The sequence below is a fragment of the Leisingera sp. SA32 genome, assembly GCF_056033425.1.
Map to the genome: position 1 here is coordinate 163,615 of NZ_JBVYHB010000001.1, position 25,948 is coordinate 189,562.

Sequence of the window (25,948 nt, forward strand, 5' to 3'; positions counted from 1 at the left end):
TCTCAGCGCCCCAGATAGACGTCGATGACGTCCTGATTGGAAGTAACATGGGTCAGGCTGCCCTCGGCCAGAACCGACCCTTCGTGCAGCACCGTGACCTTGCAGTTCAGCCGCCGCACGAACTCCATGTCGTGCTCGACCACCACCACGGCGCGGGTCTTGGCCGCCTGCACCAGCAGCTCGGTCGTGTGTTCGCGTTCCTGCGGGGTCATGCCGGCCGCGGGCTCATCCACCAGCAGCAGGCGCGGCTCCTGCGCCAGCAACATGCCGATTTCCAGCCATTGCTTCTGGCCATGGCTCAACTCGCCGGACCTGCGTCGCAGCGCGTCCTTCAGGCCAATCTCCTCGGCCAGGTCCGCCACCCGGTCCAGATCCTCGGGGCTGGGCCGGTAGAACAGCACCCCCAGCCAGCCGCGCGCATTCTTCAGCGCCATCAGCAGGTTTTCCTGCACCGTCTGGTCTTCGAACACCGTGGGTTTCTGGAACTTGCGCCCGACGCCCGCCTGGGCAATCGCCGCTTCGCTCATGCGCAGCAACGACTGGGATTTCTCGCCCCAGATCACCCGGCCCTCGTCCGGGCGGGTCTTGCCGGTGATGATGTCCATGAAGGTGGTCTTGCCCGCCCCATTTGGGCCGATCACCGCGCGCAGCTCGGCCTCTGCGATGCGGAAGGACAGGTTGTTGATGGCGCGGAACCCGTCAAAGCTGACGGAGACGCCGCTGACCTCCAGTAGCGTGCTCATTGGCTTGCCTCTCTCTCGCGCAGCGCCCCATCGTCCGGGCCAAGGTCTGCGCCATGGCGATCCACCCGCCGCCGCGCCCAAAGGTCAAACAGCCCGCCGATGCCTTGCGGCGCAAACAGGGTGACCAGCACAAAGGACACGCCCAGCAGCACCTGCCACCAGTCGACCCATTTGATCGTGTAGAAACCCAAGGGCACGTCGGGCGCCTGCCCGCCGGTGAACCAGGTGCTGAGCAGGCTGACGAAGGCCGCCCCGATGATCGCGCCGTAGAGCCGCCCACGCCCGCCGATGGCGACCCAGACCGCCAGGTAGATCGAGGCGATAGGGGCCATTTCCTCAGGGTTGATGATGCCCGCCTGCGGGTAATACAGCGCCCCCGCGATGGCGGCGATACAGGCGGTCAGGGTAAAGATCGCCAGCTTGTACACCTCGACCGAATAGCCCAGGAAACGCACGCGGGCCTCGTTGTCTCGGATGCCGCGAATGACAGAACCGAACTTGCCCGAGACCAGCCAGGCGGACAGCAGGAACCCCAGTCCCAACGCCGCGGCGGAGGCCCACAGGAACCATACCGACACCACGTCCTGCGGGGCGCTTACGCCGGGCAGGTTCTGCAAGCCCGACAGCCCGTTGTTGCCGCGCAGGCCACTGTCGTTCTGAAACAGATACAGCGCCAGCGCTAGGGTCATCGCCTGGGTCAGGATCGACAGGTACACGCCGGTCACCCGGCTGCGGAACGCCAGCCAGCCGAACAGCAGCGCCAGCACCCCCGGCACCAGAACCACCAGCGCCAGCTGCAATGCCAGACTGTCGGCAAAGGCCCAGATCAGCGGAAACTCGGACGAGCCCACGACGCCGAAGATCTGGTTGCCGATGGCGTCCGTGACCTCTGCCGTGGTGGGCGGGATGTCTCCCTGGGCCAGCGACTCGGCCACGATCAGCCGGGTGCGCTCATACATCAGCCACATGCCGATCATGTAGCCGCCCAGCCCGAAAAAGGCGAAATGCCCCAGCGACAGGATACCGGCAAAGCCCCAGACCAGATCCATCGCCACCGCGATCAGGCACAGGCACAGGGTCTTGCCCAAGGTCTTGACGAAGCTGGTGGAGATCACCCCGATGCCAAAGCCCTCCGACAGGACGGTGATGCCAAAGGTGAGCAACGACAGGATGGCCAGAAAGATCAGAACCGAGGGGTTCTTGGCGATAAAGCTGCGGTGCATGGTTCAATCCCCCGCCGCACGACCCTTGAGGGCGATGATCCCCCGCGGCCGGAATTGGATGAAAATGATGATGAAGACGATCATGTAGGTCTGCGCCGCCAGGGTGTTCGAGGGGTTCATCCACTCAATCCCCTTTTGCAGGAAACCGATCATCCCGGCCCCGGCCAGCGCCCCCCAGATGTTGCCGACACCGCCGACAACCACGGTCATGAAGCTCTGCACGATGTAGTCATTGCCCAGATCCGAGGTCACCTTGGCAAAGAGGCCGATGGCCACTCCCGCGATCCCCGCGATGCCCGAGCCCAGCCCGAAGGTCAGCATGTTGACGCGCCCCGGGTTGACCCCCATCGACCCCGCCATGCGCGGGTTTTGCGTCACCGCGCGCATCTCAAGCCCCAGCCGGGTGCGTTTCATGATGAACAGAAAAAGCCCCAGGAAAATCAATGCCAGCACCACAATCGCGATGCGGATGTAGCTGATCGACACCACGTCATTCAGTACCCATGCGCCGTCCAGCCAGCCCGGCGCGGTCAGCGGCCGGGCCTGGGTGCCAAAGATGTTCTTGGCCAGCTGTTGCAGCGCGATCGAGATCCCGAAAGTCGCCAGCAGCGTCTCCAGCGGCCGGGCGTACAGCCAGCGGATCACCAGCCGCTCCATCGCCACGCCCATGGCAAAGGTCACCGCAAAGGCCATCGGGATCGCCACGATGATCGACGCCGTGTGGTCGGGGATGACCTGCTGCACCACATAGCCGGTATAGGCCCCCATCATGATGAATTCGCCATGCGCCATGTTGATGACACCCATCACGCCAAAGGTGATCGCCAGGCCGATCGCCGCCAGGAAGTAAATCGACGCCAGCGACACCGCATCCAGCGTCAGGTCCAGCGTCTGGTTCATCCCGACCTTCAGCGCGATCTCCTTCAGCGCGGCGTCGGCGGCGGCGGTCACCTCTGGGGAGGGTTCGGCGTAGGTGTCAAAGAACACATGCGCGGCCAGCGCGGCGTCCACATCCGCCTCGGTCACCGGCGGTGGCACCTGTCCGACAGCGGCCAGCGCCGCATAGGCCCGGTTGCGGCCCTCCTCGGCGCCCAGCTGTGCCAGCGGCACGCCACCGACCCGGCCGCCGACGATGTTCTCCGCCAATGCCGCGCGGATGCCCGCCGCCGACAGGCCCGGCGGTGCGAGGTCGTTTTCCACAAGCAGGTCATAGGCTTGCGCCTTGGGCAGATCCTCTGACCCCGGTGTCAGCACCGCGGCCAGGTTGGCATCCGTCGGCAGCTCAATCGCAGCCTGCCGTGTGGTCGCCACCAGCGGGTTCAACGCCCCGCGCACGTCCAGGCCCAGGTCGCCCGACATCTCCTCGATTGCCGCAACGCGGGCGGCGGTATCGTCGTCATAGCCAATGGTCAAAAGCCGCTCTAGCCGCTGTTTCTGCGCCTTGATCTGCGCATCAGCCTCGCCGTCGATCGAGGCGCGCAGCGGTGCCAGCAGCGATGCCTCCGGGTCGCGGGCAATCGAGTCCAGCGCATCCAGCCGTTTGGAGCGGTCCGGGTCGCTCAGCTGGAATTGCACCAGGGCGGTGGCGATCAGCGCCCGCACGCCGCTGTTGGGTTTCAGCTGTTTGAGGTCGGATTTTTCATAGGTGCCGACGCTCTCGCCGGTGTCGAAATCGCGCAGGACATAGCTGCGGCTCTCACCCTTTGACCCCGCAAAGAACTGACCGTCCGCCTTGCGCATCCACATATCCTTGGCGGCCCAGGTCTCCAGCATGGTCTGCGCCTGTGGCAGCCCGCTGGAGGCAATTGCGTCGATTGCCGACTGGATTGTCTTGCGCGAGCTTTTGGCGATGACTGCCTGATGCTCCTGCAGGATGGGCCGCAGCCCGGCCTCCTGCGCGTTGGCCGTCAGGCAGGTGCACAACAGTGCGAGCCCTGCGAGGAAATGTTTTAACATGTGCTGAAACCCGCGTGTCCTGTGAATAGTCGCGCGGCAAGGCGGATGCGCGCACCCGCCTTGCCCAATGGATCAGTAGTTCGACAGGGTCTGAACGCAGGTCTCGGTTTCGGTGTTGTACATACCGCAGCCCAGATCCTTCCAATCCGACTTCAGAACAGCGGATTCGGGCAGGAAATCGGTCCAGGCATCGCCCGGCACCACGTCGGTTTCGCTGATGATGTCAAACTGGCCGTCCGCCTGGATTTCACCGATCAGCACCGGCTTGGCCAAGTGGTGGTTCGGCAGCATCACCGCGGTGCCGCCGGTCAGGTTCGGGAATTCCTGCCCGTACATGGCCGCGCGCACCGCATCCACCTCGGTCGAGCCGGCCTCCGCCGCCGCGTTCACCCACATGTTGAAGCCGATGTAATGCGCCTCCATCGGGTCGTTGGTCACGCGCTCTTCGCCCATGGTCGCCTTCCAGGTTTCGACGAACTCGGCATTCGCTTCGGTGTCGGCCGACTGAAAATAGTTCCAGGCCGCCAGATGCCCGACCAGATTGGCGGTATCCAGGCCCGACAGCTCTTCCTCGCCGACCGAGAAGGCCACCACCGGAATGTCATCTGCCGACACGCCCGCCGCCGCCAGCTCCTTGTAGAAGCCGATGTTGGCGTCGCCGTTGATGGTCGAGATCACCCCGACCTTCTTGCCGTCCGCACCCAGCGCCACCACGTCGGCGACGATCTTGGACCAATCGGAATGGCCAAAGGGCGTGTAGTTCACGAAGATGTCTGAATCCGCCACGCCCTTCTGCTTGAGATAGCTTTCAAGAATGTTGTTGGTGGTCCTGGGGTAAACATAGTCCGTGCCGAGCAGGGCAAATTTCTCGACCCCCAGTTCCTCCAGGAAATAATCGGTGGCCGGGATGGCCTGCTGGTTCGGGGCGGCGCCGGTGTAGAAGACGTTCTTGGACGATTCCTCGCCCTCGTATTGCACCGGGTAGAACAACAGCCCGTTCAGCTCCTCGATCACCGGCAGCACCGATTTGCGGCTGACGGAGGTCCAGTTGCCGAAGATCACATCGACCTCATGCACGGTCAGCAGCTCGCGCGCCTTTTCCGCAAACAGCGGCCAGTCGGAGGCCGGGTCGACCACCACCGCCTCCAGCTGCTTGCCCAAAAGTCCGCCCTTGGCGTTCTGCTGGTCGATCAGCATCAGCATGGTGTCCTTCAGCGTGGTTTCCGAAATCGCCATGGTTCCCGACAGCGAATGCAGCACGCCAACCTTGATGGTGTCGTCATCGGCCAGCGCGGCAGTGGCCATGGCAGCAAAAACAACCGAACCGGCGAGCGTGGATTTGAAAGAAGTCATATAGTCCTCCTGGCGGGGCCGACACGAGGGGCTTGCGCAGCTGCGCAGATTCCCCCTAGCTGGTCCCCGCAACTGTTGTTGCGATCCGTGCGGCGGTTGTGTTCGAGGTCCAATTCGCGCAGCCGCCGTACACCCCCCGGGCGTTTTCGCCTCTCTGGGTGGCTTCACGCTCTCTGCATTGCAGCGAAGTTGGCAACTGGCCCGTGCCGGGTTTCCGGCAATCAGCGGCGTCTGCCCAATTTTTCATCTCCTGACGGGGGTTTTGTCCAAAATTCAGTCACCACCGGGGATTTAGCCTTACCGCTGCACGACACATTGGCATCCGCAGGCCACAGCGAGGAAACAAGAGGCACGCAATACTTTCGCACAGGTGCCCGATCACACAGCTTGCCCCCATAACGCCCGAAACCGCCGCGGATTGCGCACCGGCGATGCAGCCACGGGCGCGTGGCGCGGTGCAGCTTGCCGCAAAACTGCTGGGCCGGCGCTCTGTGTTGGACGATCTGCGCCAGTCCGGCTCTTTCAGATGCCTGTTTCCGCGCCACTCCTCCGACGCGCTGGAGGCGGTGCTGCTGAACACTGCAGGCGGGATCACCGGCGGCGATACGTTTGATCTGACGGCACAGGCAGGGACGGGCACCACCCTGACCCTGACCACCCAAGCCTGTGAGCGCGCCTACCTCGCGCAGCCCGGCCCCTTTGGGCAGGTGCGCAACCATCTTCAGGTCGCGCCGGGTGCACGGCTGAACTGGCTGCCGCAGGAAACCATCCTGTTTAACGGCAGCGCGCTGGACCGCCAGTTGCGGGCCGACCTGGCCGCGGATGCCAGCCTGCTGCTGGTGGAACCCATGGTGTTCGGCCGCGCCGCCATGGGTGAACGGCTCAGCACCATCAGGCTGCGCGACCGGATCGAGATCCGGCGCGATGGCCGTGCCGTTTTTCTGGACGCAATGCGCTTTGCCGGAGATCTCAGCGCGCATCTGGCGCGACCGCATCTGGCGAACGGCGCCGACGCGATGGCGCTGATCGTCTATGCCGCCATCAACGCAGAGGCGCAGCTGGAGCCCGTCCGCCAGAGGCTGCCCGACAGCGCCGGCGCCAGCCTGCTGGCACCCGACCTGTTGGTGGTTCGGCTGCTTGCCGCCGACAGTTTCGAGCTGCGCCGCACCATGCTGCCGGTGCTGCGCCAACTGAACACCGACCCTCTCCCCCGATGCTGGATGATATGACATGAACCTGACCCCGCGTGAAAAAGACAAGCTCCTGGTCGCCATGGCCGCCGAGGTCGCCCGCAAACGGCTGGCGCGCGGCGTCCGGCTGAACCACCCCGAGGCCATCGCCCTGATCACCGACGCGGTGGTCGAAGGCGCCCGTGACGGCCGGTCGGTGGCGGACATGATGCAGGCCGGTGCCGAGGTGATCCGCCGCGCCGACTGCATGGAGGGCGTGCCGGAAATGATTCACGAGGTTCAGGTCGAGGCCACCTTTCCGGATGGCACCAAGCTGGTCACCGTCCACAACCCCATCCGCTAACCTGTCATAGGAGACTCCCCATGAACCGCATCCTGTTCCCCGCGCTTGTCCTCTCCGGTCCCGCGATGGCCCACAGCCAGCCGCATGTGCACGCCCATGGCATCGACTATGCAACGTTGGGCGTCGGTCTGGTGGTGGTGGCCGCGGTTGCCGTCCTGCTGCTGTCGAAGCTGCCGAAATGATCCCCGGAGAGCTGTTCCCGGCCGCGGGCGAGATCACCCTGAACGCGGGGGCCGAGTCGATCACCCTGATGGTGGCCAACACCGGCGATCGCCCGGTGCAGGTCGGCTCGCATTATCATTTCGCCGAAACCAACCCGGCGCTGGAGTTTGACCGCGCCGCCGCACGCGGGCTGCGGCTGGACATCGCGCCGGGCACCGCGGTGCGCTTCGAGCCGGGCCAACGCCGCGAAGTGCAGCTGATCCCGATCGGCGGCGCACGCCGCGTCTTCGGGTTCAATCAACAGGTCATGGGGGCGCTCTGATGCCGGCAACAATCAACCGAGCGGATTACGCCGCTATGTTCGGCCCCACCACCGGCGACCGGCTGCGGCTGGCGGACACCGATCTGGTGATCGAGGTGGAACGCGACATGACCACCTATGGCGAGGAGGTCAAGTTCGGCGGCGGCAAGGTGATCCGCGACGGCATGGGCCAGTCGCAGGCCACCCGCGCCGAGGGCGCGATGGACACGGTCATCACCAATGCGCTGATCATCGACCACTCCGGCATCTTCAAGGCCGACGTCGGGCTGAAGGACGGGCGCATCGCCCGGATCGGCAAGGCCGGCAATCCGGACACCCAGTCCGGCGTCGATATCATCGCAGGTCCCGGCACCGAGGTGATCGCCGGCGAGGGCCGCATCCTGACCGCGGGTGGCTTTGACAGCCACATCCATTTCATTTGCCCGCAGCAGATCGAGGACGCGCTGCATTCGGGCCTCACCACCATGCTGGGCGGCGGCACCGGCCCGGCCCATGGCACCCTCGCCACCACCTGTACCCCCGGCCCCTGGCACATCGGGCGGATGTTGCAGGCGGCGGACGCCTTTCCGATGAACCTCGCTTTTGCCGGCAAGGGCAACGCCTCGCTGCCCGCCGCAATCGAGGAACAGGTTCTGGCCGGCGCCTGCGCGCTGAAGCTGCACGAGGACTGGGGCACCACCCCCGCCGCCATCGACTGCTGCCTTGGCGTCGCGGACGCGATGGACGTGCAGGTGATGATCCACACCGATACGCTGAATGAGAGCGGCTTTGTAGAACATACGGTCGGCGCCATGAAGGGCCGCACGATACACGCCTTCCACACCGAAGGCGCCGGCGGCGGCCACGCGCCGGACATCATCAAGATTTGCGGCGAGAACCACGTCCTGCCGTCCTCGACCAACCCGACGCGTCCCTTCACGGTGAACACAATCGAAGAACATCTGGACATGCTGATGGTCTGCCATCACCTGGACAAGTCGATCCCCGAAGACGTCGCCTTTGCCGAAAGCCGCATCCGGCGCGAAACCATCGCGGCAGAAGATATCCTGCACGACATGGGCGCGTTTTCGATTATCGCCAGTGACAGCCAGGCCATGGGCCGGGTGGGCGAGGTGCTGATCCGCACCTGGCAGACCGCCGACAAGATGAAAAAGCAGCGCGGTCGCCTGGCCGAGGAAACCGGCGACAACGACAACATGCGCGTGCGCCGCTACATCGCGAAATACACCATCAACCCGGCCATCGCCCATGGGCTCAGCCATGAAATCGGCAGCATCGAGCCGGGCAAGCGCGCCGATCTGGTGCTGTGGGATCCCGCGTTCTTTGGGGTGAAGCCGGAGATGGTGCTGCTGGGTGGCACCATTGCCTGCGCCCAGATGGGCGATCCCAATGCCTCCATCCCGACGCCGCAGCCGGTCTACAGCCGTCCGATGTTCGGTGCCTACGGGCGGGCGGTGGAACAGTCGGCCGTCACCTTTGTCTCCGAGGCCGCGCAGGCCGACGGCGTCGCCGCCCGGCTGGGGCTGGCCAAGCAGACCGTGGCGGTGCGCAACACCCGCGACATCGGCAAGCAGGATCTGCGGCTGAACACCGCCACCCCGCAGGTGGAGGTCGACCCCGAAACCTACGAGGTGCGCGCCGATGGCGAGTTGCTCACCTGCCAGCCCGCGGAGGTGCTGCCGATGGCGCAGCGCTATTTCCTGTACTGAAATGAAGCATCGGGAGCAAAAGATGACCAAAAACATGGCATTGCACTGGACACATCCCCGCCTTGCGCAGACAGACCTACAAAATGCTGCACCTGCAATATACATCTGGTCGCAGAGGGAGGAGTTCACTGAAAAAGGAGTGACCTCCAATGGCAAACTACGCAACGCAAATCACCGCACCGGCTTTCGATCTGGCAGGCATTCTGCGCCGTGGCGCGTCGGCAATCGGCCGGGTTATGGTCGCGATGTCGGAATCCAACGCCCGCATGCAGGCGGTCCAGCGGCTCAACGAGATGAGCGATGCCCAGCTGGCCGAACGCGGCCTGAAGCGCGAGGACATCGTGCACCACGTGTTCCGCGACACCTACTACGTCTGACATTTCCGTTGGTCAGCATCCGGCCCCGCGCAGGTGGTGTCGGATGCTGACCGCGCATATCTACCACGACCATGGCCACGGCCAGCCACAGGCCCAGGTTTCACTGGACTACGATGGCCGTTTCCTGCGCCGCAAAGTGCTGACCACCGATGCGGGCGAGCGCTTTCTGGTCGATCTGGCGCAGACACGCTCGCTCGACCATGGTGGCGTACTGCGGCTGGAGGATGGCCGAGAGATCGAGGTCATCGCCGCCCCCGAGGCGCTTCTGGAGGTGCGCGGGGACACGCTTTTGCAGCTGGCGTGGCATATTGGCAACCGCCACACCCCCTGCCAGATCGAGGCCGACAGGCTGCTGATCCAGCGCGATCATGTGATCCGTGACATGCTGGAAAAACTGGGCGCCGTGCTGCGCGAGGTGGTGGAGCCTTTCACCCCCGAAGGCGGCGCATACGGGCACGGACGGACCCATGGCCACGCCCACTGACGCCGCCATCCTGACGCTAACGCAATGGCTGTCGCCCGCCTATCCGGTGGGCGGCTTTGCCTATTCGCACGGGCTGGAGGCGGCGATCGACGCGGGCACCGTGGCCTCGGCACAGGCCGCCGGGGACTGGATCACCGAGGTTCTGCAACACGGCTCGGGCCGGTCGGATGCGCTGCTCCTGGCGGCGGCCCACCGCGCAGCGGATGCCGACAAACTGGCCGAAATCGACGCCACCGCCCGGGCTTTCTGCGCCTCGGCCGAACGGCTGAAGGAGACGTCTCTGCTGGGGCAGGCTTTTGGCAGCGTGACCGGCGATGTCTGGGCGCTGGAGCTGGACGGACTGTCCTATCCGGTGGCTGTGGGGCGCGCCGCACGGCTGCAGGACCTGCCGCTGCTGCTGACCGCACAGATGTTCCTGCAGGGCTTTGCCGCCAACCTCGTCGCCGTGGCCACCCGGCTGGTGCCGCTGGGCCAGACCGACGCCCAGCGCCTGATCCGCGACCTGACGCCGCTGTGCGCGCAGGTCGCCCGGCAGGCGCTGCAGGGCAGCCTGCAGGATCTGAGCTCCACCGCCTTTCTCGCGGACATCGCGTCCATGCAACATGAAACCCAATATTCAAGGATTTTCCGGACATGAGCAGTCAAAACGGCCCGCTGCGCGTGGGCATCGGCGGCCCCGTCGGCGCCGGCAAGACCACCCTGACGGCCTGCCTTGCCGAGGCCTTGCGCGACAAATGCTCGGTCGGGGTCATCACCAACGACATCTACACCCGGGAGGACGCCGAGGCGCTGATGCGGATGCAGATCCTGCCACAGGACCGCATTATCGGCGTCGAGACCGGCGGTTGCCCGCATACCGCCATCCGCGAGGACGCCTCGATCAATCTTGCCGCCGTGGCAGAGATGCAGGCGCGCCACCCGGAGGTGGAGGTAGTGCTGATCGAAAGCGGCGGCGACAACCTGTCGGCCACTTTCAGCCCCGAGCTGGCGGATCTGACGCTCTATGTGATCGACGTCGCCGCGGGCGAGGAAATCCCCCGCAAGGGCGGCCCAGCGATCACCAAATCCGACCTGCTGATCATCAACAAGACCGACCTCGCGCCGCATGTCGGCGCCTCGCTCGAGGTGATGGAGCGCGACGCTTTGAGAATGCGCAAGGGGCGGCCCTTTGTTTTTTGCGCCCTGCGCCACCGGCAGGGGGTGGAGCATGTCATCGACCACTTGGTGCAGATGGGTGGGCTGCGGCTGGCGCAGGTGGCCTAGCATCTGCGCCAGCTCAGCCCGGACGCTGCACCACGCCGTATTGGGCATAGCCGCGGTACAGTTGCCAATGCTGAAGCTGACCGCCAATGTCCGCGGCAGCGCGCGCCAGTTCCGTCTGCAAGTCCAGCCGCGGGGTGACGTGAAACCGGCCCAACCAACGGTTCAGCCCACGCCCGCACCATTCCGGCCAGCCGTGCAGATCGGAGAAATCGACCACATGCAGCTGCCCGCGCGGCGCCAGATGGGCGCAGGCCATGCGCAGCGCCGCCTGCCAGTCAGGGATCATCGACAGGCCGTAAGAGATGACCACCCGGTCGAACTGCGGCCGCCGGAACAGCTGCCCGCCCTCGAACTGGCAGGCATCGGCCCGCGCCAGCTGCACATGGTCGCCCAGTTTGGCGCGGGCGGAATTCAGCATCTCCTGCGAAATATCGAGTCCGTAGAATGCAGCGTGCGGGTACCTGCGCGCCGCCAGATGCAGGTTCCGACCGGTCCCGCAAGCCACCTCCAGCACATGGGCCCCTTCGGTCGGCACCAGCCCCGCTATCAGGCGATCCCGCCCGAACAGGTAATACTTGCGCGTCACATCATAGATCCGTCGCTGGTGGCGGTAGGTCTCGTCCATCAGCGCGGCATGGGTATGGGTCATACTGTCCAGCATCGGCGTTATCCCTGATAGCGATAGAGGTGAAACCCACCGTAAATGGCGGAGCGATCATCGGCGGTGCCGCGGGCCGAGGCCTCGGCGTCATACCGCCAGCGGTTCAGGATTTGCGGTTGCACCCGGCCCGGCAGGATGTCACCCGCGCCGCCGGTGCGGAAAATCACCCGCGCGCCTGGGCTGGCGGTGCGGCTGATCTGTTGCCACAGCGCGTTCAGCTGCGTGTCATTCATCCAATCCTGCGCATCCAGCAGCACATAGCCCTGTTTCGACCCTGCTGGCTCTGTCGCCAGAAGATCGGTCAAGGATCGGTTCACCAGCCGCCCGCGTTCGGCATAGCGGCGCAGCGCCGCAAAGTTCTGCGCCTGCAAATAGGGCGGCAACGCCGCATCCGGCGCCGGGTCGTAGCAGCGGCCAAAGGCCTGCCAGGCGAAGTAATTCTCCCGGATCGGAAAATCGCACATCAGCTTGCGTACCCGTTCACGCAGAACTGGCAGCACATCGCCGCCGCCATCCGCCGCCAGCTTGTCATATTGCGCGGGCGGAATGCCGAGGCCAAACAGCGCGGCACGGAACCCCGCCAGCCTGCGCACCAGCCACATGTCGAACAACGGCTCGATCTTCTGGTCAAAGAACGCCTGCTGCTCTGCCAGGGTGCGCGCCGCCAGCAAGGGGGCAAAATCCACCCGCCCCAGCCGCGCCACCAGATGCACCGCACCCAAAAAGCGCCCCAGCAGCCCGTGGTGGTAGAACCCGGTCTGAAACACCGAGATCCGGCGGCGCAGCAGGCTGCGACCCTCCCAGAAGGCGCGCGTTTGCGGGTCCAGGTGGTCCCGGATGTAGCGGTCGTACAAGGCACGGTTTGCCGCCATGTCGGCGCGGCCAAAGACCTGGTAGAAGGCCGCGTGATCGGGCAGCGCCTGCGCCGCCGCCAGCTTGAGCCGCCCCAGCGCCACATGCGCGGGCGACAGATCCACCCCGGTGACAGAGGCCGGGCCTGCCGTCAGATAGGACAACAGGTTGCAGCTGCCCGAGGCGATGCAGACCAGGTTGTCCTGCGGCGAGATCTCCAGCGCCGCCATGTCCACCACCGGATCCTCCCAGATCTGCGGATAGACCAATCCCAAGAACAGCCGGGAGAACAGCCGCTCCAGCCATCCGGTTGCAGCGTCGCCCTGTTGCAGCACCGCTGCATCCAGTTGCGCCTGTGCGGTCACCGTCATCTGTCGCGCGCCTCTTCAAACATTTTCCAGGTGTCTCTGCTTGCGTCGGGCGCGGCGGGTGCGATCCCTGTGGCGGGCCATGCGGGCCGTGTGCTCCCAGTCGATCAAGGCCAGCCGTCCGCTGTCCAGCTCGACCACTGCGGTACAGCTTTCGACCCAGTCGCCGGTGTTCACATAGGAAATCCCATCCAGATCCCGGATTGCGGCGCTGTGGATATGGCCGCAGATCACCCCGTCATAGCCGCCGCGCCGGGCCTCGCTGCTCAGCACCGCTTCATATTCACTGATGAAATTGACCGCCTGCTTGACCTGATGCTTGGCCCATTTCGACAAGGACCAGTATTGGCCGCCCCACAGATGCCGCACGCGGTTGATATGGGTGTTGAGCCACAGCATGAAGTCATAAGCCCGATCCCCAAGGTGCGCGAGCCAGCGGGCGTTCACCACAACCGAATCGAACTGATCGCCGTGGGTCACCAGGTACCGCTTGCCATCCGCGGCAGTGAAATCAGCCCTGTGGCAAACCTCGATCCCGCCGAAATGGGTGCCAAGATACGAGCGTAGAAATTCGTCGTGGTTGCCGGGAATCAGATAGATGCGGGCACCGGCATGCGCCTTTTCCAGCAGCGCCTGCACCACATCATTGTGGGCCTGCGGCCACAAGAAGCCTTTGCGTCGGATCCGCCAGGCATCGACGATGTCGCCGACCAGATAATATTGCTCCGCCTGGTGGCGGTTCAGAAAATCGAGAAGCAGCGCAGCCTGGCAGCCCGGCGTTCCCAGATGAATATCCGACAGGAAAATGGTGCGATACTTCACAGGCCCGGTCCCGGCTGGTTGCGTGGTTTCGGACCTAACGCCTCCACATAACAGGACCATGACGCTGCCGCAGAGTTCGACGACTTTCGATTTCCGTTTGACGCCCCCGGCTTTGCACCTTATACGCGCCTGCACGACACCTGCCCAGGTGGCGGAATTGGTAGACGCGCTAGCTTCAGGTGCTAGTGTCCGTATGGACGTGGAGGTTCGAGTCCTCTCCTGGGCACCATTCCCCCGACATTTCAGTCCCCGACAGGCCAGTGACCGGCAGGACATTGCCCCGGTATTTCAGATCTGCACGGTGGCAGCGCCGCGCGTGCCTGTGCGTTTGAACAGGCCGCCATTGCATGGCCGTTCCACGGCACAAGATTGAATGGCGCCAGACCGGATCGCCGACTGGCGCCGCGGTGCGGTGCGGTGGGTACTGCGCAGATCAGGGGGACGGGCAAACGGCCCGCCCCGCCAATGACTTTACCGTGTTTCCTTCACCTGCTCCGGCGCATCTGCGGGCTGGGCGTCGGTCGGAACGGATTGCTGCGCCGCGTCTGGCTCGGCGTCCTGCACGGGCGTCAGAATCGCCTCTTCCGCCGCCGTCGGGGTGACAGGGTGATCCTTGGAATTTCCGGTGATCAGAGGCAGCATATGCGCCGCGGCGGCGCTGGCCACCTCAGGCGTTTCCGGCCGTTTCCAGGACAGCGTGTCAAAGCTGGTGCAGTTCTCGCAGACCGGGGCCCAGTCGGCATGGATGTGATTGCAGCTGTCGCAGACCCATTGCGGACCGCGCGGCGCGGTCAGCGCCCGCGTCAGCCAGCCCTGCACCACCTTGTCATCCGAGCCTTCGCCGCGCTCGATCGCCGCCATCAACGTCAAGGCCCGCGCATCCGGTGCGCGCTCCGACAGATCGCTGAGCCAGCGGCGCGCCTCCGGAAAGTCTTCGGCCACGATGTTCAGCTCCGCCATCACCAGCCGCGTCTCATCATGGTGTGGTTTGAGCCGCGCCAGTTGATCGAACCGCGCGACGCGCTCCGCCGCGCTCTCCTCCGGCTCTGCCGCGGCAAAGGCATGGGCGAGATCAGGATGCGGCTGTGCTTCCCAGGCCTTTTTCAAAACCTTGATGGCCGGGCGTTTCTTGCCCTTGGCCAGATAGGCGCGCGCGGCCATCGCCGCCGCCGGCACCAGGTCGGGCGACAACCGGTTCGCCTCGATGGCCTGCTCCTGCTGTTCCACGGTGGCGGTCTCATCCACGATCCCGCGCGAGGCGGACAGCGCCAGAACCGCATCGCGGCGTTTGAACACATCGCGCGGCAGAGTGCCGGTTTTCAGTTTGGTCGAGAGCGTCTTGCGCGCGCCGGCCCAGTCCTCTGCCTGGGCTTGCAACCGCAGCAGCGTGTCCTGCACCTCGGCGTGTTTGGGCCGCAGCGCCAGCGCCTTTTCGGCCAGCTGGCGGGCGGTTTCCTCATCGCCTTCGGACAGCTTCTGCTTCATGATGCCGCGCACCCCGACAAAACGGGTCGGCGGGTTCGCCAGCAGCCGCTTGTAGGCCTCGGCCGCCTTGTGGGTGTCGCCGCTCAACTCGGCGGCCTGGGCCTTCAGCAGGTCGGTCAGCTCTGGTTGCCGCAGGTATTTCTCGGCCCGCTCCGCCTTGGTCAGCGCCAGCCGCCCCTCGCCCGAGGCCAGCGCCATCAGCCCGTCGGACAGCGCCTTGTAGCCCTTGCGCTCACGCCCCTTGTCGAAATAGCGCGACAGCGCGGTTTCGTCACCGTTCAGAAAGTGCAGCGTCGCCACCAGCAGCGATAACAGTTTCAGAACCAGCCAGACCCCCAGCACCAGCACGCCCAGCGCGATCACGGACTGCAATGCGCTCAGCGTGTATTCGGTGCCCGCAACGGTGATCTGCACCCCGCCGGCAGTTTCCATCAGCAGCCGCGCACCAAAGGCAAGGACCGCGACAATCGCGACAAATACGAGGATTTTCAACAACGACCAAAGCATGACGGTTTCCTTATTTGGCTTGCAGGCTGTGGGCCAGTTCGGCTGCGGCATCCACAGCGGCAATGCGGGCTTTGGCAGAGGCTTCCCAGCCAGAGAGCGCCGCACGGGCAGGCTCGGGCAGCGCGGCCAGTTCGTCCAGCGCCTGCTGAAGCTCCCCTGCGGCCACCGAAGCTTCGGCGCGGGACAGGACCGCATCCGGGTCATCGCCCTGTTTCGGGGTCACCGAGCGCGCGCCGAGGTGGCGGTTGACGTAGTCCAGCAGGTTGCCGCCGCCCTTGGCGTCCTCGCGGGCCTGGGCCAGCGCCTGGCGCGCGGCTGGCACGAATCCGCTGCGCAGGGCGGACAGGGTGGCAACGCCGCTGTCTGCCACGCCGGACAGCGCCCCCGGCACGTCAACGCCCAGCTCCTCCAGCGCCTGCACCTCGGCGACAAATTCGATGCCGCTGTCCAAGGCGGCGCGCAGCTGCGCGAGCTGCGTCTGGGCGCTGGCGATCCGGGCCGCCTCGGCGCTGGCCGCGTCCATCTCCTCCGCCTTGGCCAGCATGTCCTCAACCTCGGCGCGCTGCGCCGCCAGGCTCTCGCGCAATTTGTCCAGTTCTGTCTCAAAGGCCGCAACCGTCTCCGGCGAGGCCGCATCCATCGCAGGGCGCGCCTCCAGCTGGTCCAGACGGGTGGTCAGATCCGCCACCCTCGCGGCGAGCTCCTGCACCGCGCCAGCGCCGTCCTGCACGGGCTGCGCCTCCTCCAGCGCGGTCACACGCTGCTCCAGCGGTGTCAGATCGGGCTGGCTGAGCCCGTCGAGCCGCACCTGCATATTCGCAAGCTGCGCCTGCAATGCCTGTTGGCTGTCGGCATAGGTTTGCGGATCAACGGAGGCCGACCGTTGCAGCGCGGGCGGCAGCACCGTGTCGAGCAGGCCACCCTGACCAACAACAAAGCCGAGCACCGCAGCCACCGCGCCCCCCAGCAGGGCAGCCCCAAAGCCACCGCGTTTTTCCACCACCCGTTCAGCCGGAGCCGTCGGCGGACCGGTAACCACCGGGGTCTCGGTCTCGGTCTCGGTCTCGGTCTCGGTCTCGGTCTCGGTCTCGGTCTCGGTCTCGGTCTCGGTCTCGGTCTCGGTCTCGGTCTCGGTCTCGGTCTCGGTCTCGGTCTCGGTCTCGGTCTCGGGAGAGACGGTCGCCGCGTCAACCTCCGGGTCAATCACCTTTTTTTCGGTTTCGCCCTGCCCGAGCTGACCAGTGGCCACATCCGTTTCCGGCTGGTCGCCGCCGGGGCCGGGTTTCGAAACGTCTTCCGGAGTTTTCTTGTCAGCCACGCCGGTCTCCCCACTCGATTCCTAAAATACGATCCTGCGAACAGACCGGACACTACTCCGCGCCTGCGCTCCCCTCAAGCCGCGACACCCTTTGTGCGGCATCACGCACCGCTTGTGCCATGGCCTTGCTATCTGCTGCCTCGCTTACGTGCAACGTCTTGAAGTTCAAGCACTCTAACGGTTCCGCCACAGCCTTGCTGAGCGCAATCAGATGCAAATTGCCAGCATCTTCCCACAGACTGGCAAAGTGACGCGCCGTTCTGGGTGAAAAAAGCGGCACGATCACGCTGGACTGCGCCACCACCAACCGCCGCGCCGCATCGCTCAGCGGCAACAGGGCCTGATCGTAGACAACCTGCACCCGGCAGGGCAAGCCTGCGTCGCTGAGCCGGTCCGAAATGGCACCGCGACCATGCGCCCCGCGCAGATGCACCAGCGGGCCCAAAGGCATCCGCGACAGCAGCGTATCGACCAGCGCATCCGCGCAGCCGCCGACGCAGGTTGCCTGCCAGCCGGCGTGTCGGGCGGCCTCGGTTGTCTGGGTGCCGACGCAATACGCCGGGCAGCGCGCCGCGGTTTCACGTGAAGCGATGGCCACGGCATTGGCAGAGGTAAAGATCACCCCCTGCACATCCGACAGGTCAATCGACGCCGCGCGGGGGCGGATCTCCATCAGGGGCGCATAGGTCACGTCCAGTTTGGCCCGCAGATCCTCGGGCAGGTCGGCCACGAACCGCCGTGCCGCAGCCAGCGGACGTGTCATCAGCAGAGGGACCATCGCAAGGCTCCCGGGATTGTTTGCAGGCCGCAGAGGTGGTAGCCCCGGCGGCAATCTGATGCAACGGTAACACCATGACAAAGACCCTGACCATCCTGGGGCTGGAAAGCAGCTGCGACGACACGGCTGCCGCCGTTGTGCGGCAGGCCGCAGATGACCGGCCCGAGGTTCTCTCCTCGATTGTGTTCGGCCAGACCGAGCTGCACAGCGCCTATGGCGGCGTTGTGCCGGAAATCGCCGCCCGCGCCCATGCCGAGAAGCTGGACATCTGCGTGCGTGATGCGCTGGCCGAGGCCGGGCTGACGCTGCGGGACATGGATGCGGTCGCGGTCACCGCCGGGCCGGGGCTGATCGGAGGGGTGATGTCGGGCGTGATGTGCGCCAAGGGACTTGCGGCTGCCACCGGCCTGCCGCTGGTGGGGGTCAATCATCTGGCGGGCCACGCGCTGACGCCCCGGCTGACCGATGGCATCGCCTACCCCTACCTGATGCTGCTGGTGTCCGGCGGGCACTGCCAATACCTGCTGGTGCGCGGGGCCGAAGACTTTACCCGCCTCGGAGGCACCATCGACGATGCGCCGGGCGAGGCCTTTGACAAGACCGCGCGCCTGCTGGGCCTGCCGCAGCCGGGCGGCCCTGCGGTGCAGGCCGAGGCGGAAGGCGGCGATCCCAAACGCTTCCGCTTTCCGCGCCCGCTGCTGGACCGGCCCGATTGCAACCTGTCGTTCTCGGGCCTCAAGACCGCGCTGATGCGGATACGCGACCAGGTCGCGGCAGAAAAGGGCGGGCTGACGCGGCAGGACCGCGCCGATCTTTGCGCCGGGTTCCAGGCGGCGGTGGTGGACACGCTGGCGGAGAAAACCCGCCGCGCGATCCGCCTGTACATGGAAGAGAACCCGGCCCAGCCAACGGTCGCCGTGGCCGGCGGCGTGGCGGCAAATACCGCCATTCGCGTAGCATTAGAGACGGTTTGCGCCGAAGCCGGCGCCGCCTTCACCGCGCCGCCCCTGCGGCTGTGCACGGATAATGCCGCGATGATCGCCTATGCCGGGCTGGAGCGCTTCCGGGGCGGCGCGCGCGACGGGCTGGATCTGACCGCGCGGCCGCGCTGGCCGCTGGATACCGCCAGCCCGGCGCTGATCGGATCGGGCCGCAAGGGAGCAAAGGCATGACAGTTTCGGTTCTGGGTTCGGGCGCCTTCGGCACCGCGCTGGCGATCTCCCTGGCGGGGAACGGGCCGGTTACCCTGTGGGCCCGCAACGCAGACGCCGCCGCCGCCATGCAGCGCGACCGATGCAACGCCGACCGACTGCCGGGCGTCGCGCTGCCCGATGCGCTGACCGTCACCGCCGATCTGGAGACCGCGGCGGCAGCTGACGTGCTGCTGTTGGCGGTGCCGATGCAGAAGCTGCGCGGAGTGTTGTGCGACCACCGCGACCAGCTGGCGGGCAAGACGCTGGTCGCCTGCTGCAAGGGGATTGAGCTGAACACCGGGCTGGGACCGGTAGCGGTGCTGCGCGAGGCCGCGCCGGACTGCCGCCCGGCGCTGCTGACAGGGCCGAGTTTTGCCGCCGATATCGCTCGCGGGTTGCCAACCGCGCTGACGCTGGCCTGCGCGGATGCCGCACTGGGGCAGCAATTGCAGGCCCAGCTGACCACTGCCAACCTGCGGCTCTACCGCACCACCGACACCATCGGTGCGGAGCTGGGCGGTGCGCTGAAGAACGTGATGGCAATCGCCTGCGGCGCCGTGATCGGGGCCGGCCTCGGCGACAGCGCCCGTGCCGCGTTGATGACCCGCGGCTATGCCGAAATGCAGCGCATGGCGCTGGCCTGCGGTGCGCGCGCGGAAACCCTGGCCGGGCTGTCGGGCTTTGGCGATCTGACATTGACGTGCAGTTCCGAGCTGTCGCGCAACTTCCGGCTGGGCCTGTCGATCGGCCGCGGCGAGAGCTTTGACGCCTCGGTCACGGTGGAGGGCGCGGCCACCGCCCGCGCGGTGGCGGCGCAGACGGAAAAGCTGAACCTAGAGATGCCGATCACGCAGACGGTAACCAATTTGCTAGATCAGGAGTTGACGATCGAGGAGGCAGCGGCCCATTTACTTAAAAGACCGCTAAAAGAGGAATAAAATGCTCATTGCCTTGATCGCCCGTGACAAACCCGGCCATTTGCAAACCCGTCTCGACAATCGCGACGCCCATCTGGCCTATATCAACGACACCGGTGTGGTGGCCCAGGCCGGCCCGCTGCTGGATCAGGATGGCAATATGGCCGGCTCTCTGGTTATTCTGGACGTCGAGGACATGGCGGCTGGCGAAGCCTGGGCCGCCAATGACCCCTACAACAAGGCAGGCCTGTTCGAGGCCGTCGAATTGATCACCTGGAAAAAGGTCATCGGCTGATGCGCTACTGGCTGTTCAAATCTGAACCCTCCACCTGGAGCTGGCAGGACCAGCTGGACAAGGGCGAGACGGGCGAGGAATGGGACGGCGTGCGCAACTACCAGGCGCGCAACTTCATGCGCGAAATGAAACTTGGCGACCGCGGGTTCTTCTATCATTCGCAGAAGGAAAAATCCGTGGTCGGCATCGTCGAGGTCTGCGCCGAGGCACATCCCGACAGCACCACCGAGGACGACCGCTGGGAGTGCGTCGACATCAAGGCGGTGCGCAGCTTTTCCACTCCCGTCAGCCTCGACCAGATCAAGATGGATCCGCGGCTGGAGGACATGGTGCTGGTCAGGAACGCCCGCCTGTCGGTGCAGCCGGTCAGCGTATCCGAATGGCAAGCCATCTGCGCGCTGGGGCAGACAGACCCGGAGTGATCTGCCATTCTGATCCTCAAGTGACTGAATCCATTTGAGGAGCGAGCCATGGAATTTCTGAGCGTCATTGCCGCCGCCGCCGTCGCCTTTGGTCTGGGAGCCGCCTATTACGGGGCGCTGGCCAAGCCTTGGGTGGCGGCTTCTGGCGTCGAATGCGATGCCGACGGCAAGCCGAAGGGCAGCCAGAATCCGATGATGTATGTGATGGCGTTCGGGCTACAGCTGATTGTGGTCGGCATGATGCGCCATGTGTTCACCCTGTCGGGCATCGACACTTTGGCGGCCGGGTTGATCGGGGGCCTGGGGATCGGCTTGTTCTTCATCAGCCCGTGGATTGCGCTGAACAACCTTTATGGCGACCGTCCCGTGGCGTTGACGCTGATAGACGCAGGTTATGCAACATTGGCCTGTGCGGCGGCGGGTCTGGTGCTGACACTGTTCTGAGAATGCCGGGACACGGTCAGAAGAGAACCGAGCTGCTGAAACTGAAAAAGGGAAGACCCTGAGGACAATCAGGACCTTCCCTTTCCACCCCGCGTGCCCATATCCACCACACGCGTCTGAAAATCTGGTTCCTGGCCGTCCTGGCCGGTCTCTAAGTGATAGCCCATTTGCGCGCGATTCCGCAAAGCAATAACCCCGACAATGCAAGTCAAATGGAGCGGACAACTTTTTGGTGCGCTTCCGGCCCGGCACCGGGACAAAAAAAGCGCCGCCGGATTGCTCCGGCAGCGCCTGATTTCGGGAGCGCGAAGGCTCAGTAACGGTAGTGTTCCGGCTTGAACGGGCCTTCGGGCTTAACGCCGATATAGGCAGCCTGCTCCGGGCTCAGCTCTGTCAGTTTGACGCCGATCCGGCCCAGGTGCAGGCGGGCGACTTTCTCGTCAAGGTGCTTGGGCAGGATATAAACGTCGTTTTCGTAGTGATCGCCACGGGTCCACAACTCAATCTGGGCCAGAACCTGGTTGGTGAAGCTGGCCGACATCACAAAGGACGGATGACCGGTGGCATTGCCAAGGTTCAGCAGGCGACCTTCGGACAGCAGAATGATGCGGCTGCCCGAGGGCATCTCGATCATGTCGACCTGGTCCTTGATGTTGGTCCACTTGTGGTTCTTCAGCGCGGCGACCTGGATTTCGTTGTCGAAGTGGCCGATGTTGCCGACGATGGCCATGTCCTTCATCTCGCGCATATGCTCGATGCGGATCACGTCCTTGTTGCCGGTGGTGGTGATGAAAACGTCAGCGGATGACACCACATCCTCCAGCAGCACCACCTCAAAACCGTCCATGGCGGCTTGCAGGGCGCAGATCGGGTCGGCTTCGGTGACTTTCACACGCGCACCGGCACCGCGCAGGGAGGCGGCGGAGCCTTTGCCCACGTCACCATAGCCGCAGACCACGGCAACCTTGCCGGCCATCATGGTGTCGGTGGCCCGGCGGATGCCGTCGACCAGCGATTCCTTGCAGCCGTATTTGTTGTCGAACTTCGACTTGGTGACAGAATCGTTCACGTTGATCGCCGGGAACGGCAGCTGGCCGTTCTTTTGCAGATCATACAGGCGGTGGACACCGGTGGTGGTTTCCTCGGAGACACCCACGATCGCATCGCGCGTCTTGGTGAACCAGCCCGGCGAGGCCTCCATGCGCTTGGCGATCTGCGCCTTGATGACCGCTTCTTCCTCGGACTGCGGCACCGGGATGATGTCCTCGCCGGCCTCGGCGCGCGCACCAAGCAGAACATAGAGGGTGGCGTCGCCGCCGTCGTCCAGGATCAGGTTCGGGCCGTCCGGGAACATAAAGGATTTGTCGAGGTAATCCCAATGTTCCTCAAGGCTTTGGCCCTTGATGGCAAAAACCGGGATGCCGGCCTCGGCGATGGCGGCGGCGGCGTGATCCTGGGTTGAGAAAATGTTGCAGGACGCCCAGCGTACATCTGCGCCCAGCGCCACCAGCGTTTCGATCAGCACGGCGGTCTGGATGGTCATGTGCAGCGAGCCGACAATGCGTGCGCCTTTCAGAGGCTGGCTGTCGCCGTATTCCTCGCGCAGGGCCATCAGCCCCGGCATTTCGGTTTCGGCGATGTCCAGCTCCTTGCGGCCAAAGCCTGCAAGCGCGATGTCCTTGACGATATAATCCCCGGCCATAGTCTGCTCCATTCCGGTTGCGAGTAAAGTTGCATCAGGGCGTAGCATCGCAGGTCTTTATATTCAACGAAGATGCCCGCAGCCGGGGCGCAGCGGCCCGGCACGCGACATGGGCAGGGTGTTTCAGAAATCACGCTTGGATCTTGGACAGGCGATGGGGGATCGCCAGCCGATCCGTGCAAGTCAGCTTGGGGTCCCCGGTACGGACGCGTCATCCGGGATATGGAAGAAGCCGGATCCGGTTGCGACAACGCAGCTGAGCCCATTCGCATGTGTCACCAGAACGGTAAAGGTTCCGGTTTCATCCGAGGCCCAGACTTCGATCACGGTTGCCTGGGGTCGGCTTTTTTGCAGACCGCCCGCTGTCAGCCGTTCGGAATAGCCGTTTTGCAGTTTTTCCGTCATCGCCGTGCGGTCGCCGCAGCTGGCCGCCAAGGCCGGTGGCGCGGTTGCCGCCATGCCGAACAACAAAGACAGTCCCAATATACGCTTGAACATGACAAACTCCTTTCCATTGCGTGTCACGTCAGGAAAAGGGGTTGCCGCGAAAAGGGGGCGCGGTGCCCCTTTGGTGCCTATAATATTGGGTCGCCCCCGGCCGGTTTCAAACTCACGGCGTGTAAACACTGCGTTTACCGCAGCCCCCCGACCCCCATCCGCTGGCCCGCGCGGCCATTGCCCGCATCCCGTTCAAGGGGTAGTCACGGGGGTAAGCCACAGGGATCAGGAGCAAACTCATGCCCGCCAAACCTGCCCGTGCCTGGCAGCGGATGCTGTCCGGCCGCCGTCTGGATCTGCTGGATCCGACACCGATGGACATCGAGATCGAGGACGTCGCCCACGGGCTGGCCTTCGTCGCGCGTTGGAACGGGCAGACGCGGGGGGATTTCGCCTATTCGGTGGCGGAGCATTCGCTGCTGGTCGAGGAGATCTTTGCCCGGATACAGCCCAAAGCGCCGGTCAAGTGGCGGCTGGCAGCGCTTCTGCACGACGCGCCGGAATATGTGATTGGCGATATGATTTCGCCGGTCAAAGCGGCGGTCGGTCCGGGGTATGGCGCGCTGGACCAGCGGCTGACGGCGGCCATCCACCTGCGCTTTGGTCTGCCTTCGGCGTTGCCCAAGACGGTGAAGGCGCAGATCAAACGCGCCGACAAGATCAGCGCCTGGATGGAGGCGGTGCAGATCGCCGGGTTTTCAGAGGCTGAGGCCAGCAAGTTCTTTGGTCGGCCGAATACGGAGATCACCGGCAGTCTGGAGATCCGTCTGCGGCCGCCGCTTGAGGTGCGGCAGGATTTTGTGGCCCGCCATCATCAGCTGCTTGCACAGATGTGACGCTCGTCCTGGCCGGCTGCGATAGCCCGCGCGGGCGGCGCAGCGAAGCGTCCGACCGGGGCATCTGCCCCGCCGGTGTCTGTCTTTTTCGCGCGCTGCTGTCTGCTGCCGGTTCGGCGCGGGACGTACAGCCAGGTAAAGAATGGCGGCGCCGCCAATAGGCGGAGATGGACGGGCGTATCCGCCCGCGTGCTAAACGTTGTCTCTGCACGTCCCCCGGATAGGGGAACCTGTTCCTGGGATGCCGGGGATGTCAGCCCCGACGATGACCGCGATCAGATGCGATCATGGCAGACAGGGGGAAAAGCCGCGTAAAGCCTGCGTACGCTGGCTGTGCAACACCCTGCGGGCCGGTCTGATGCGGGCCCGCAGGATTGCTTGTCGGCTGCGGTCAGCGCGGGCTGCGCTTGGCCAGGATCCGTTGCAGGGTGCGGCGGTGCATATTCAGCCGCCGCGCGGTTTCCGAGACATTGCGGTCGCAGAGCTCATAGATGCGCTGGATATGCTCCCACCGCACCCGATCGGCGCTCATCGGGTTTTCCGGCGGCGGCGGCAGCTCATCAGTGCTGGCCAGCAGCGCGTTCATGATGTCGGTGGCATCAGCCGGTTTCGACAGGTAGTCGGTGGCGCCGATCTTGACCGCGGCAACCGCGGTGGCAATGGCACCATACCCGGTCAGAACGACAACGCGGCTGTCGGGGCGTTTCTCGCGTAGAATTTCGACCACGTCCAGGCCATTGCCGTCCTCGAGCCGCAGATCAACCACCGCATAGGCCGGCGGGCGGGCGGTGGCGATGGCGCTGCCGCCGGCAACCGAACCTGCGGTCTCCACCTCAAAGCCGCGCTTTTCCATCGCCTTGGCCAGGCGCCGCAGAAACGGCTCATCGTCATCGACCAGCAGCAATGTTTTGTCCGGTCCGATCTCCTGCAGAGCAATGTCCGCCATGCCCGGTCCTCCGCCTAGTTTTGATGTCCCGCCAGAGTATGTCCGGGCAAGGGAAAAGGTCAAACAGCTATCCGCCTCAGCTGTTTTCAATAAAGCAGGCGGTCTTGTCGGCCATCTGCTCGGCGCTTTCGTCGCGGCGGAAGAATTCGACAAAGCCCTGCTCGGGCAGCACCAGGTAGGAGAAGGTCGAATGGTCCACGAGGTAGTACTCGTCGTCGCCTTCGTTCTTTTTGTAGTAGGTCCTGTAGGCTTGGCTGGCGGCCTTGACCTGGGCGGCAGAGCCGGTCAGGCCGATCATCTTCTCATGCAGGTTTTCGGCATAGTCGCCAACCACTTCGGGGGTGTCGCGGTCCGGGTCGATGGAGATGAACACCGGCGTTACGCTGTAGCCGCGGTCGGCCAGTTCGTCGATGGCATCGGCGTTGCGCGCAGCGTCCATCGGGCAGACATCGGGGCAGAAGGTATAGCCGAAATAGACGATGGAGGGTTCGGTGATCACATCCTTGTCGGTGACCGTTTCGCCCTTGGCGTTGACCAGTTCGAACGGGCCGCCAATGGTCTCAGCGCCGCCGGCAATCTGGCTGCTGCGGCACTGGGCCAGTTTGTCGCTGCCGTTGCCATCGCGGGTCAGGAACCAGGCACCGCCCAGCAGGGCAGAAACGCAAACGGTGGCAAGGATTGCAGAAAGACGGGTCATGAGGTCACACCTTTGGTCAGGCAAGGGTTGTTGATCGTGGTCGGCGGCAGACCTATCAAGAAATGCGACCGATGCAACTGCT

The 25,948-nt window shown here is 64.8% G+C and carries 29 protein-coding genes and 1 tRNA gene; 16 read left to right on the forward strand and 14 right to left on the reverse strand.

Annotated features, from left to right (window positions below):
• Positions 1–2: 2 nt before the first annotated feature.
• From urtD to urtA, 4 genes are all read right to left on the reverse strand, one after another.
• Positions 3–743, reverse strand: coding sequence for an urea ABC transporter ATP-binding protein UrtD (gene urtD / locus AC0IPL_RS00815; protein ID WP_474271253.1), 741 nt, complete (start codon positions 741–743; stop codon positions 3–5).
• Positions 740–1,966 carry an urea ABC transporter permease subunit UrtC gene (gene urtC / locus AC0IPL_RS00820; protein ID WP_474271255.1) on the reverse strand — a complete coding sequence of 409 codons (1,227 nt, stop codon included), beginning with the start codon at positions 1,964–1,966 and terminating at the stop codon, positions 740–742. Before urtC ends, urtD begins: the two co-directional genes overlap by 4 nt.
• 3 nt (positions 1,967–1,969) lie before the next feature.
• Positions 1,970–3,922 (reverse strand): urea ABC transporter permease subunit UrtB, encoded by a 1,953-nt coding sequence (urtB, locus tag AC0IPL_RS00825; protein WP_474271257.1) that lies wholly within the window; start codon positions 3,920–3,922, stop codon positions 1,970–1,972.
• A gap of 72 nt (positions 3,923–3,994) precedes the next feature.
• On the reverse strand, positions 3,995–5,275 hold the full coding sequence (gene urtA, locus AC0IPL_RS00830) for an urea ABC transporter substrate-binding protein (RefSeq protein WP_474271259.1): 1,281 nt from the start codon (positions 5,273–5,275) through the stop codon (positions 3,995–3,997).
• A gap of 431 nt (positions 5,276–5,706) precedes the next feature.
• On the opposite strand from urtA, the gene AC0IPL_RS00835 reads away from it, so the two are divergent.
• The 9 genes from AC0IPL_RS00835 to ureG all read left to right on the forward strand — a co-directional run bounded on the left by AC0IPL_RS00835 (position 5,707) and on the right by ureG (position 11,125).
• The gene (locus tag AC0IPL_RS00835) at positions 5,707–6,504 is read left to right on the forward strand and encodes an urease accessory protein UreD (protein ID WP_474271261.1); all 798 of its coding nucleotides are present in this window, start codon (positions 5,707–5,709) and stop codon (positions 6,502–6,504) included.
• Between the two features lies 1 nt (position 6,505).
• Complete coding sequence (locus AC0IPL_RS00840; RefSeq protein ID WP_474271263.1) at positions 6,506–6,808, forward strand: urease subunit gamma; 303 nt, start codon at positions 6,506–6,508, stop codon at positions 6,806–6,808.
• 20 nt (positions 6,809–6,828) lie between these two features.
• Positions 6,829–6,990, forward strand: a complete 162-nt coding sequence (locus tag AC0IPL_RS00845; RefSeq protein WP_474271265.1) for a hypothetical protein — start codon at positions 6,829–6,831, stop codon at positions 6,988–6,990.
• Positions 6,987–7,292, forward strand: coding sequence for an urease subunit beta (locus AC0IPL_RS00850; protein ID WP_474271266.1), 306 nt, complete (start codon positions 6,987–6,989; stop codon positions 7,290–7,292). The genes AC0IPL_RS00845 and AC0IPL_RS00850 overlap by 4 nt, the downstream gene beginning before the upstream one ends.
• The gene (gene ureC / locus AC0IPL_RS00855; RefSeq protein WP_474271268.1) at positions 7,292–9,001 is read left to right on the forward strand and encodes an urease subunit alpha; all 1,710 of its coding nucleotides are present in this window, start codon (positions 7,292–7,294) and stop codon (positions 8,999–9,001) included. Before AC0IPL_RS00850 ends, ureC begins: the two co-directional genes overlap by 1 nt.
• 149 nt (positions 9,002–9,150) lie before the next feature.
• Positions 9,151–9,378: a DUF1127 domain-containing protein gene (locus AC0IPL_RS00860; protein WP_474271270.1), complete on the forward strand. Its 228-nt coding sequence runs from the start codon at positions 9,151–9,153 to the stop codon at positions 9,376–9,378.
• 43 nt (positions 9,379–9,421) lie between these two features.
• On the forward strand, positions 9,422–9,862 hold the full coding sequence (gene ureE / locus AC0IPL_RS00865; RefSeq protein ID WP_474271272.1) for an urease accessory protein UreE: 441 nt from the start codon (positions 9,422–9,424) through the stop codon (positions 9,860–9,862).
• Positions 9,846–10,499: an urease accessory protein UreF gene (locus AC0IPL_RS00870; RefSeq protein ID WP_474271274.1), complete on the forward strand. Its 654-nt coding sequence runs from the start codon at positions 9,846–9,848 to the stop codon at positions 10,497–10,499. The genes ureE and AC0IPL_RS00870 overlap by 17 nt, the downstream gene beginning before the upstream one ends.
• Positions 10,496–11,125, forward strand: a complete 630-nt coding sequence (gene ureG, locus AC0IPL_RS00875; RefSeq protein ID WP_474271276.1) for an urease accessory protein UreG — start codon at positions 10,496–10,498, stop codon at positions 11,123–11,125. The genes AC0IPL_RS00870 and ureG overlap by 4 nt, the downstream gene beginning before the upstream one ends.
• 13 nt (positions 11,126–11,138) lie before the next feature.
• Here the strand turns inward: ureG and AC0IPL_RS00880 are convergent, their stop codons facing one another.
• The 3 genes from AC0IPL_RS00880 to AC0IPL_RS00890 are packed head-to-tail and all read right to left on the reverse strand — an operon-like array spanning position 11,139 to position 13,828.
• Positions 11,139–11,786: a class I SAM-dependent methyltransferase gene (locus AC0IPL_RS00880; RefSeq protein ID WP_474271277.1), complete on the reverse strand. Its 648-nt coding sequence runs from the start codon at positions 11,784–11,786 to the stop codon at positions 11,139–11,141.
• 5 nt (positions 11,787–11,791) lie between these two features.
• The gene (locus tag AC0IPL_RS00885; protein WP_474271278.1) at positions 11,792–13,009 is read right to left on the reverse strand and encodes a BtaA family protein; all 1,218 of its coding nucleotides are present in this window, start codon (positions 13,007–13,009) and stop codon (positions 11,792–11,794) included.
• A 15-nt stretch (positions 13,010–13,024) separates the two neighbouring features.
• Positions 13,025–13,828, reverse strand: coding sequence for a UDP-2,3-diacylglucosamine diphosphatase (locus AC0IPL_RS00890; protein WP_474271280.1), 804 nt, complete (start codon positions 13,826–13,828; stop codon positions 13,025–13,027).
• 142 nt (positions 13,829–13,970) lie between these two features.
• Between AC0IPL_RS00890 and AC0IPL_RS00895 the strand changes: the two genes are divergently transcribed.
• Positions 13,971–14,057 (forward strand) — tRNA-Leu (locus AC0IPL_RS00895).
• Between the two features lie 242 nt (positions 14,058–14,299).
• On the opposite strand, the gene AC0IPL_RS00900 is transcribed toward AC0IPL_RS00895, so the two are convergent.
• From AC0IPL_RS00900 to AC0IPL_RS00910, 3 genes are read right to left on the reverse strand one after another with little or no spacing between them, the layout of a single operon-like run.
• The gene (locus tag AC0IPL_RS00900; protein WP_474271282.1) at positions 14,300–15,820 is read right to left on the reverse strand and encodes a heme biosynthesis HemY N-terminal domain-containing protein; all 1,521 of its coding nucleotides are present in this window, start codon (positions 15,818–15,820) and stop codon (positions 14,300–14,302) included.
• Between the two features lie 10 nt (positions 15,821–15,830).
• Positions 15,831–17,138: a COG4223 family protein gene (locus AC0IPL_RS00905; RefSeq protein ID WP_474271284.1), complete on the reverse strand. Its 1,308-nt coding sequence runs from the start codon at positions 17,136–17,138 to the stop codon at positions 15,831–15,833.
• Between the two features lie 52 nt (positions 17,139–17,190).
• Entirely contained in the window at positions 17,191–17,916 is a 726-nt protein-coding gene (locus tag AC0IPL_RS00910) for a uroporphyrinogen-III synthase (protein WP_474271286.1), read from the reverse strand.
• A 74-nt stretch (positions 17,917–17,990) separates the two neighbouring features.
• On the opposite strand from AC0IPL_RS00910, the gene tsaD reads away from it, so the two are divergent.
• The 5 genes from tsaD to AC0IPL_RS00935 are packed head-to-tail and all read left to right on the forward strand — an operon-like array spanning position 17,991 to position 21,187.
• Positions 17,991–19,088: a tRNA (adenosine(37)-N6)-threonylcarbamoyltransferase complex transferase subunit TsaD gene (gene tsaD, locus AC0IPL_RS00915; RefSeq protein WP_474271287.1), complete on the forward strand. Its 1,098-nt coding sequence runs from the start codon at positions 17,991–17,993 to the stop codon at positions 19,086–19,088.
• Positions 19,085–20,047 (forward strand): NAD(P)H-dependent glycerol-3-phosphate dehydrogenase, encoded by a 963-nt coding sequence (locus AC0IPL_RS00920; RefSeq protein WP_474271289.1) that lies wholly within the window; start codon positions 19,085–19,087, stop codon positions 20,045–20,047. The genes tsaD and AC0IPL_RS00920 overlap by 4 nt, the downstream gene beginning before the upstream one ends.
• 1 nt (position 20,048) lies before the next feature.
• A complete protein-coding gene (locus AC0IPL_RS00925; protein ID WP_474271291.1) occupies positions 20,049–20,321 on the forward strand; it encodes a YciI family protein in 273 nt (90 codons plus the stop codon).
• Positions 20,321–20,743: an EVE domain-containing protein gene (locus AC0IPL_RS00930; protein WP_474271293.1), complete on the forward strand. Its 423-nt coding sequence runs from the start codon at positions 20,321–20,323 to the stop codon at positions 20,741–20,743. The genes AC0IPL_RS00925 and AC0IPL_RS00930 overlap by 1 nt, the downstream gene beginning before the upstream one ends.
• A gap of 48 nt (positions 20,744–20,791) precedes the next feature.
• The gene (locus AC0IPL_RS00935) at positions 20,792–21,187 is read left to right on the forward strand and encodes a DUF1761 domain-containing protein (protein WP_474271295.1); all 396 of its coding nucleotides are present in this window, start codon (positions 20,792–20,794) and stop codon (positions 21,185–21,187) included.
• A gap of 313 nt (positions 21,188–21,500) precedes the next feature.
• Here the strand turns inward: AC0IPL_RS00935 and ahcY are convergent, their stop codons facing one another.
• Together ahcY and AC0IPL_RS00945 are read right to left on the reverse strand one after the other, a co-directional pair.
• A complete protein-coding gene (gene ahcY / locus AC0IPL_RS00940) occupies positions 21,501–22,889 on the reverse strand; it encodes an adenosylhomocysteinase (RefSeq protein WP_474271297.1) in 1,389 nt (462 codons plus the stop codon).
• A gap of 183 nt (positions 22,890–23,072) precedes the next feature.
• Positions 23,073–23,387 carry a hypothetical protein gene (locus tag AC0IPL_RS00945; RefSeq protein WP_474271299.1) on the reverse strand — a complete coding sequence of 105 codons (315 nt, stop codon included), beginning with the start codon at positions 23,385–23,387 and terminating at the stop codon, positions 23,073–23,075.
• Positions 23,388–23,626: 239 nt separating this feature from the next.
• Between AC0IPL_RS00945 and AC0IPL_RS00950 the strand changes: the two genes are divergently transcribed.
• On the forward strand, positions 23,627–24,223 hold the full coding sequence (locus tag AC0IPL_RS00950) for an HD domain-containing protein (protein WP_474271301.1): 597 nt from the start codon (positions 23,627–23,629) through the stop codon (positions 24,221–24,223).
• 391 nt (positions 24,224–24,614) lie between these two features.
• Here AC0IPL_RS00950 and AC0IPL_RS00955 read toward each other — a convergent pair whose 3' ends face one another.
• Positions 24,615–25,169 (reverse strand): ActR/PrrA/RegA family redox response regulator transcription factor, encoded by a 555-nt coding sequence (locus AC0IPL_RS00955; RefSeq protein ID WP_474271302.1) that lies wholly within the window; start codon positions 25,167–25,169, stop codon positions 24,615–24,617.
• Positions 25,170–25,245: 76 nt separating this feature from the next.
• Positions 25,246–25,866: an SCO family protein gene (locus AC0IPL_RS00960; protein WP_474271304.1), complete on the reverse strand. Its 621-nt coding sequence runs from the start codon at positions 25,864–25,866 to the stop codon at positions 25,246–25,248.
• Between the last annotated feature and the right edge of the window lie 82 nt (positions 25,867–25,948).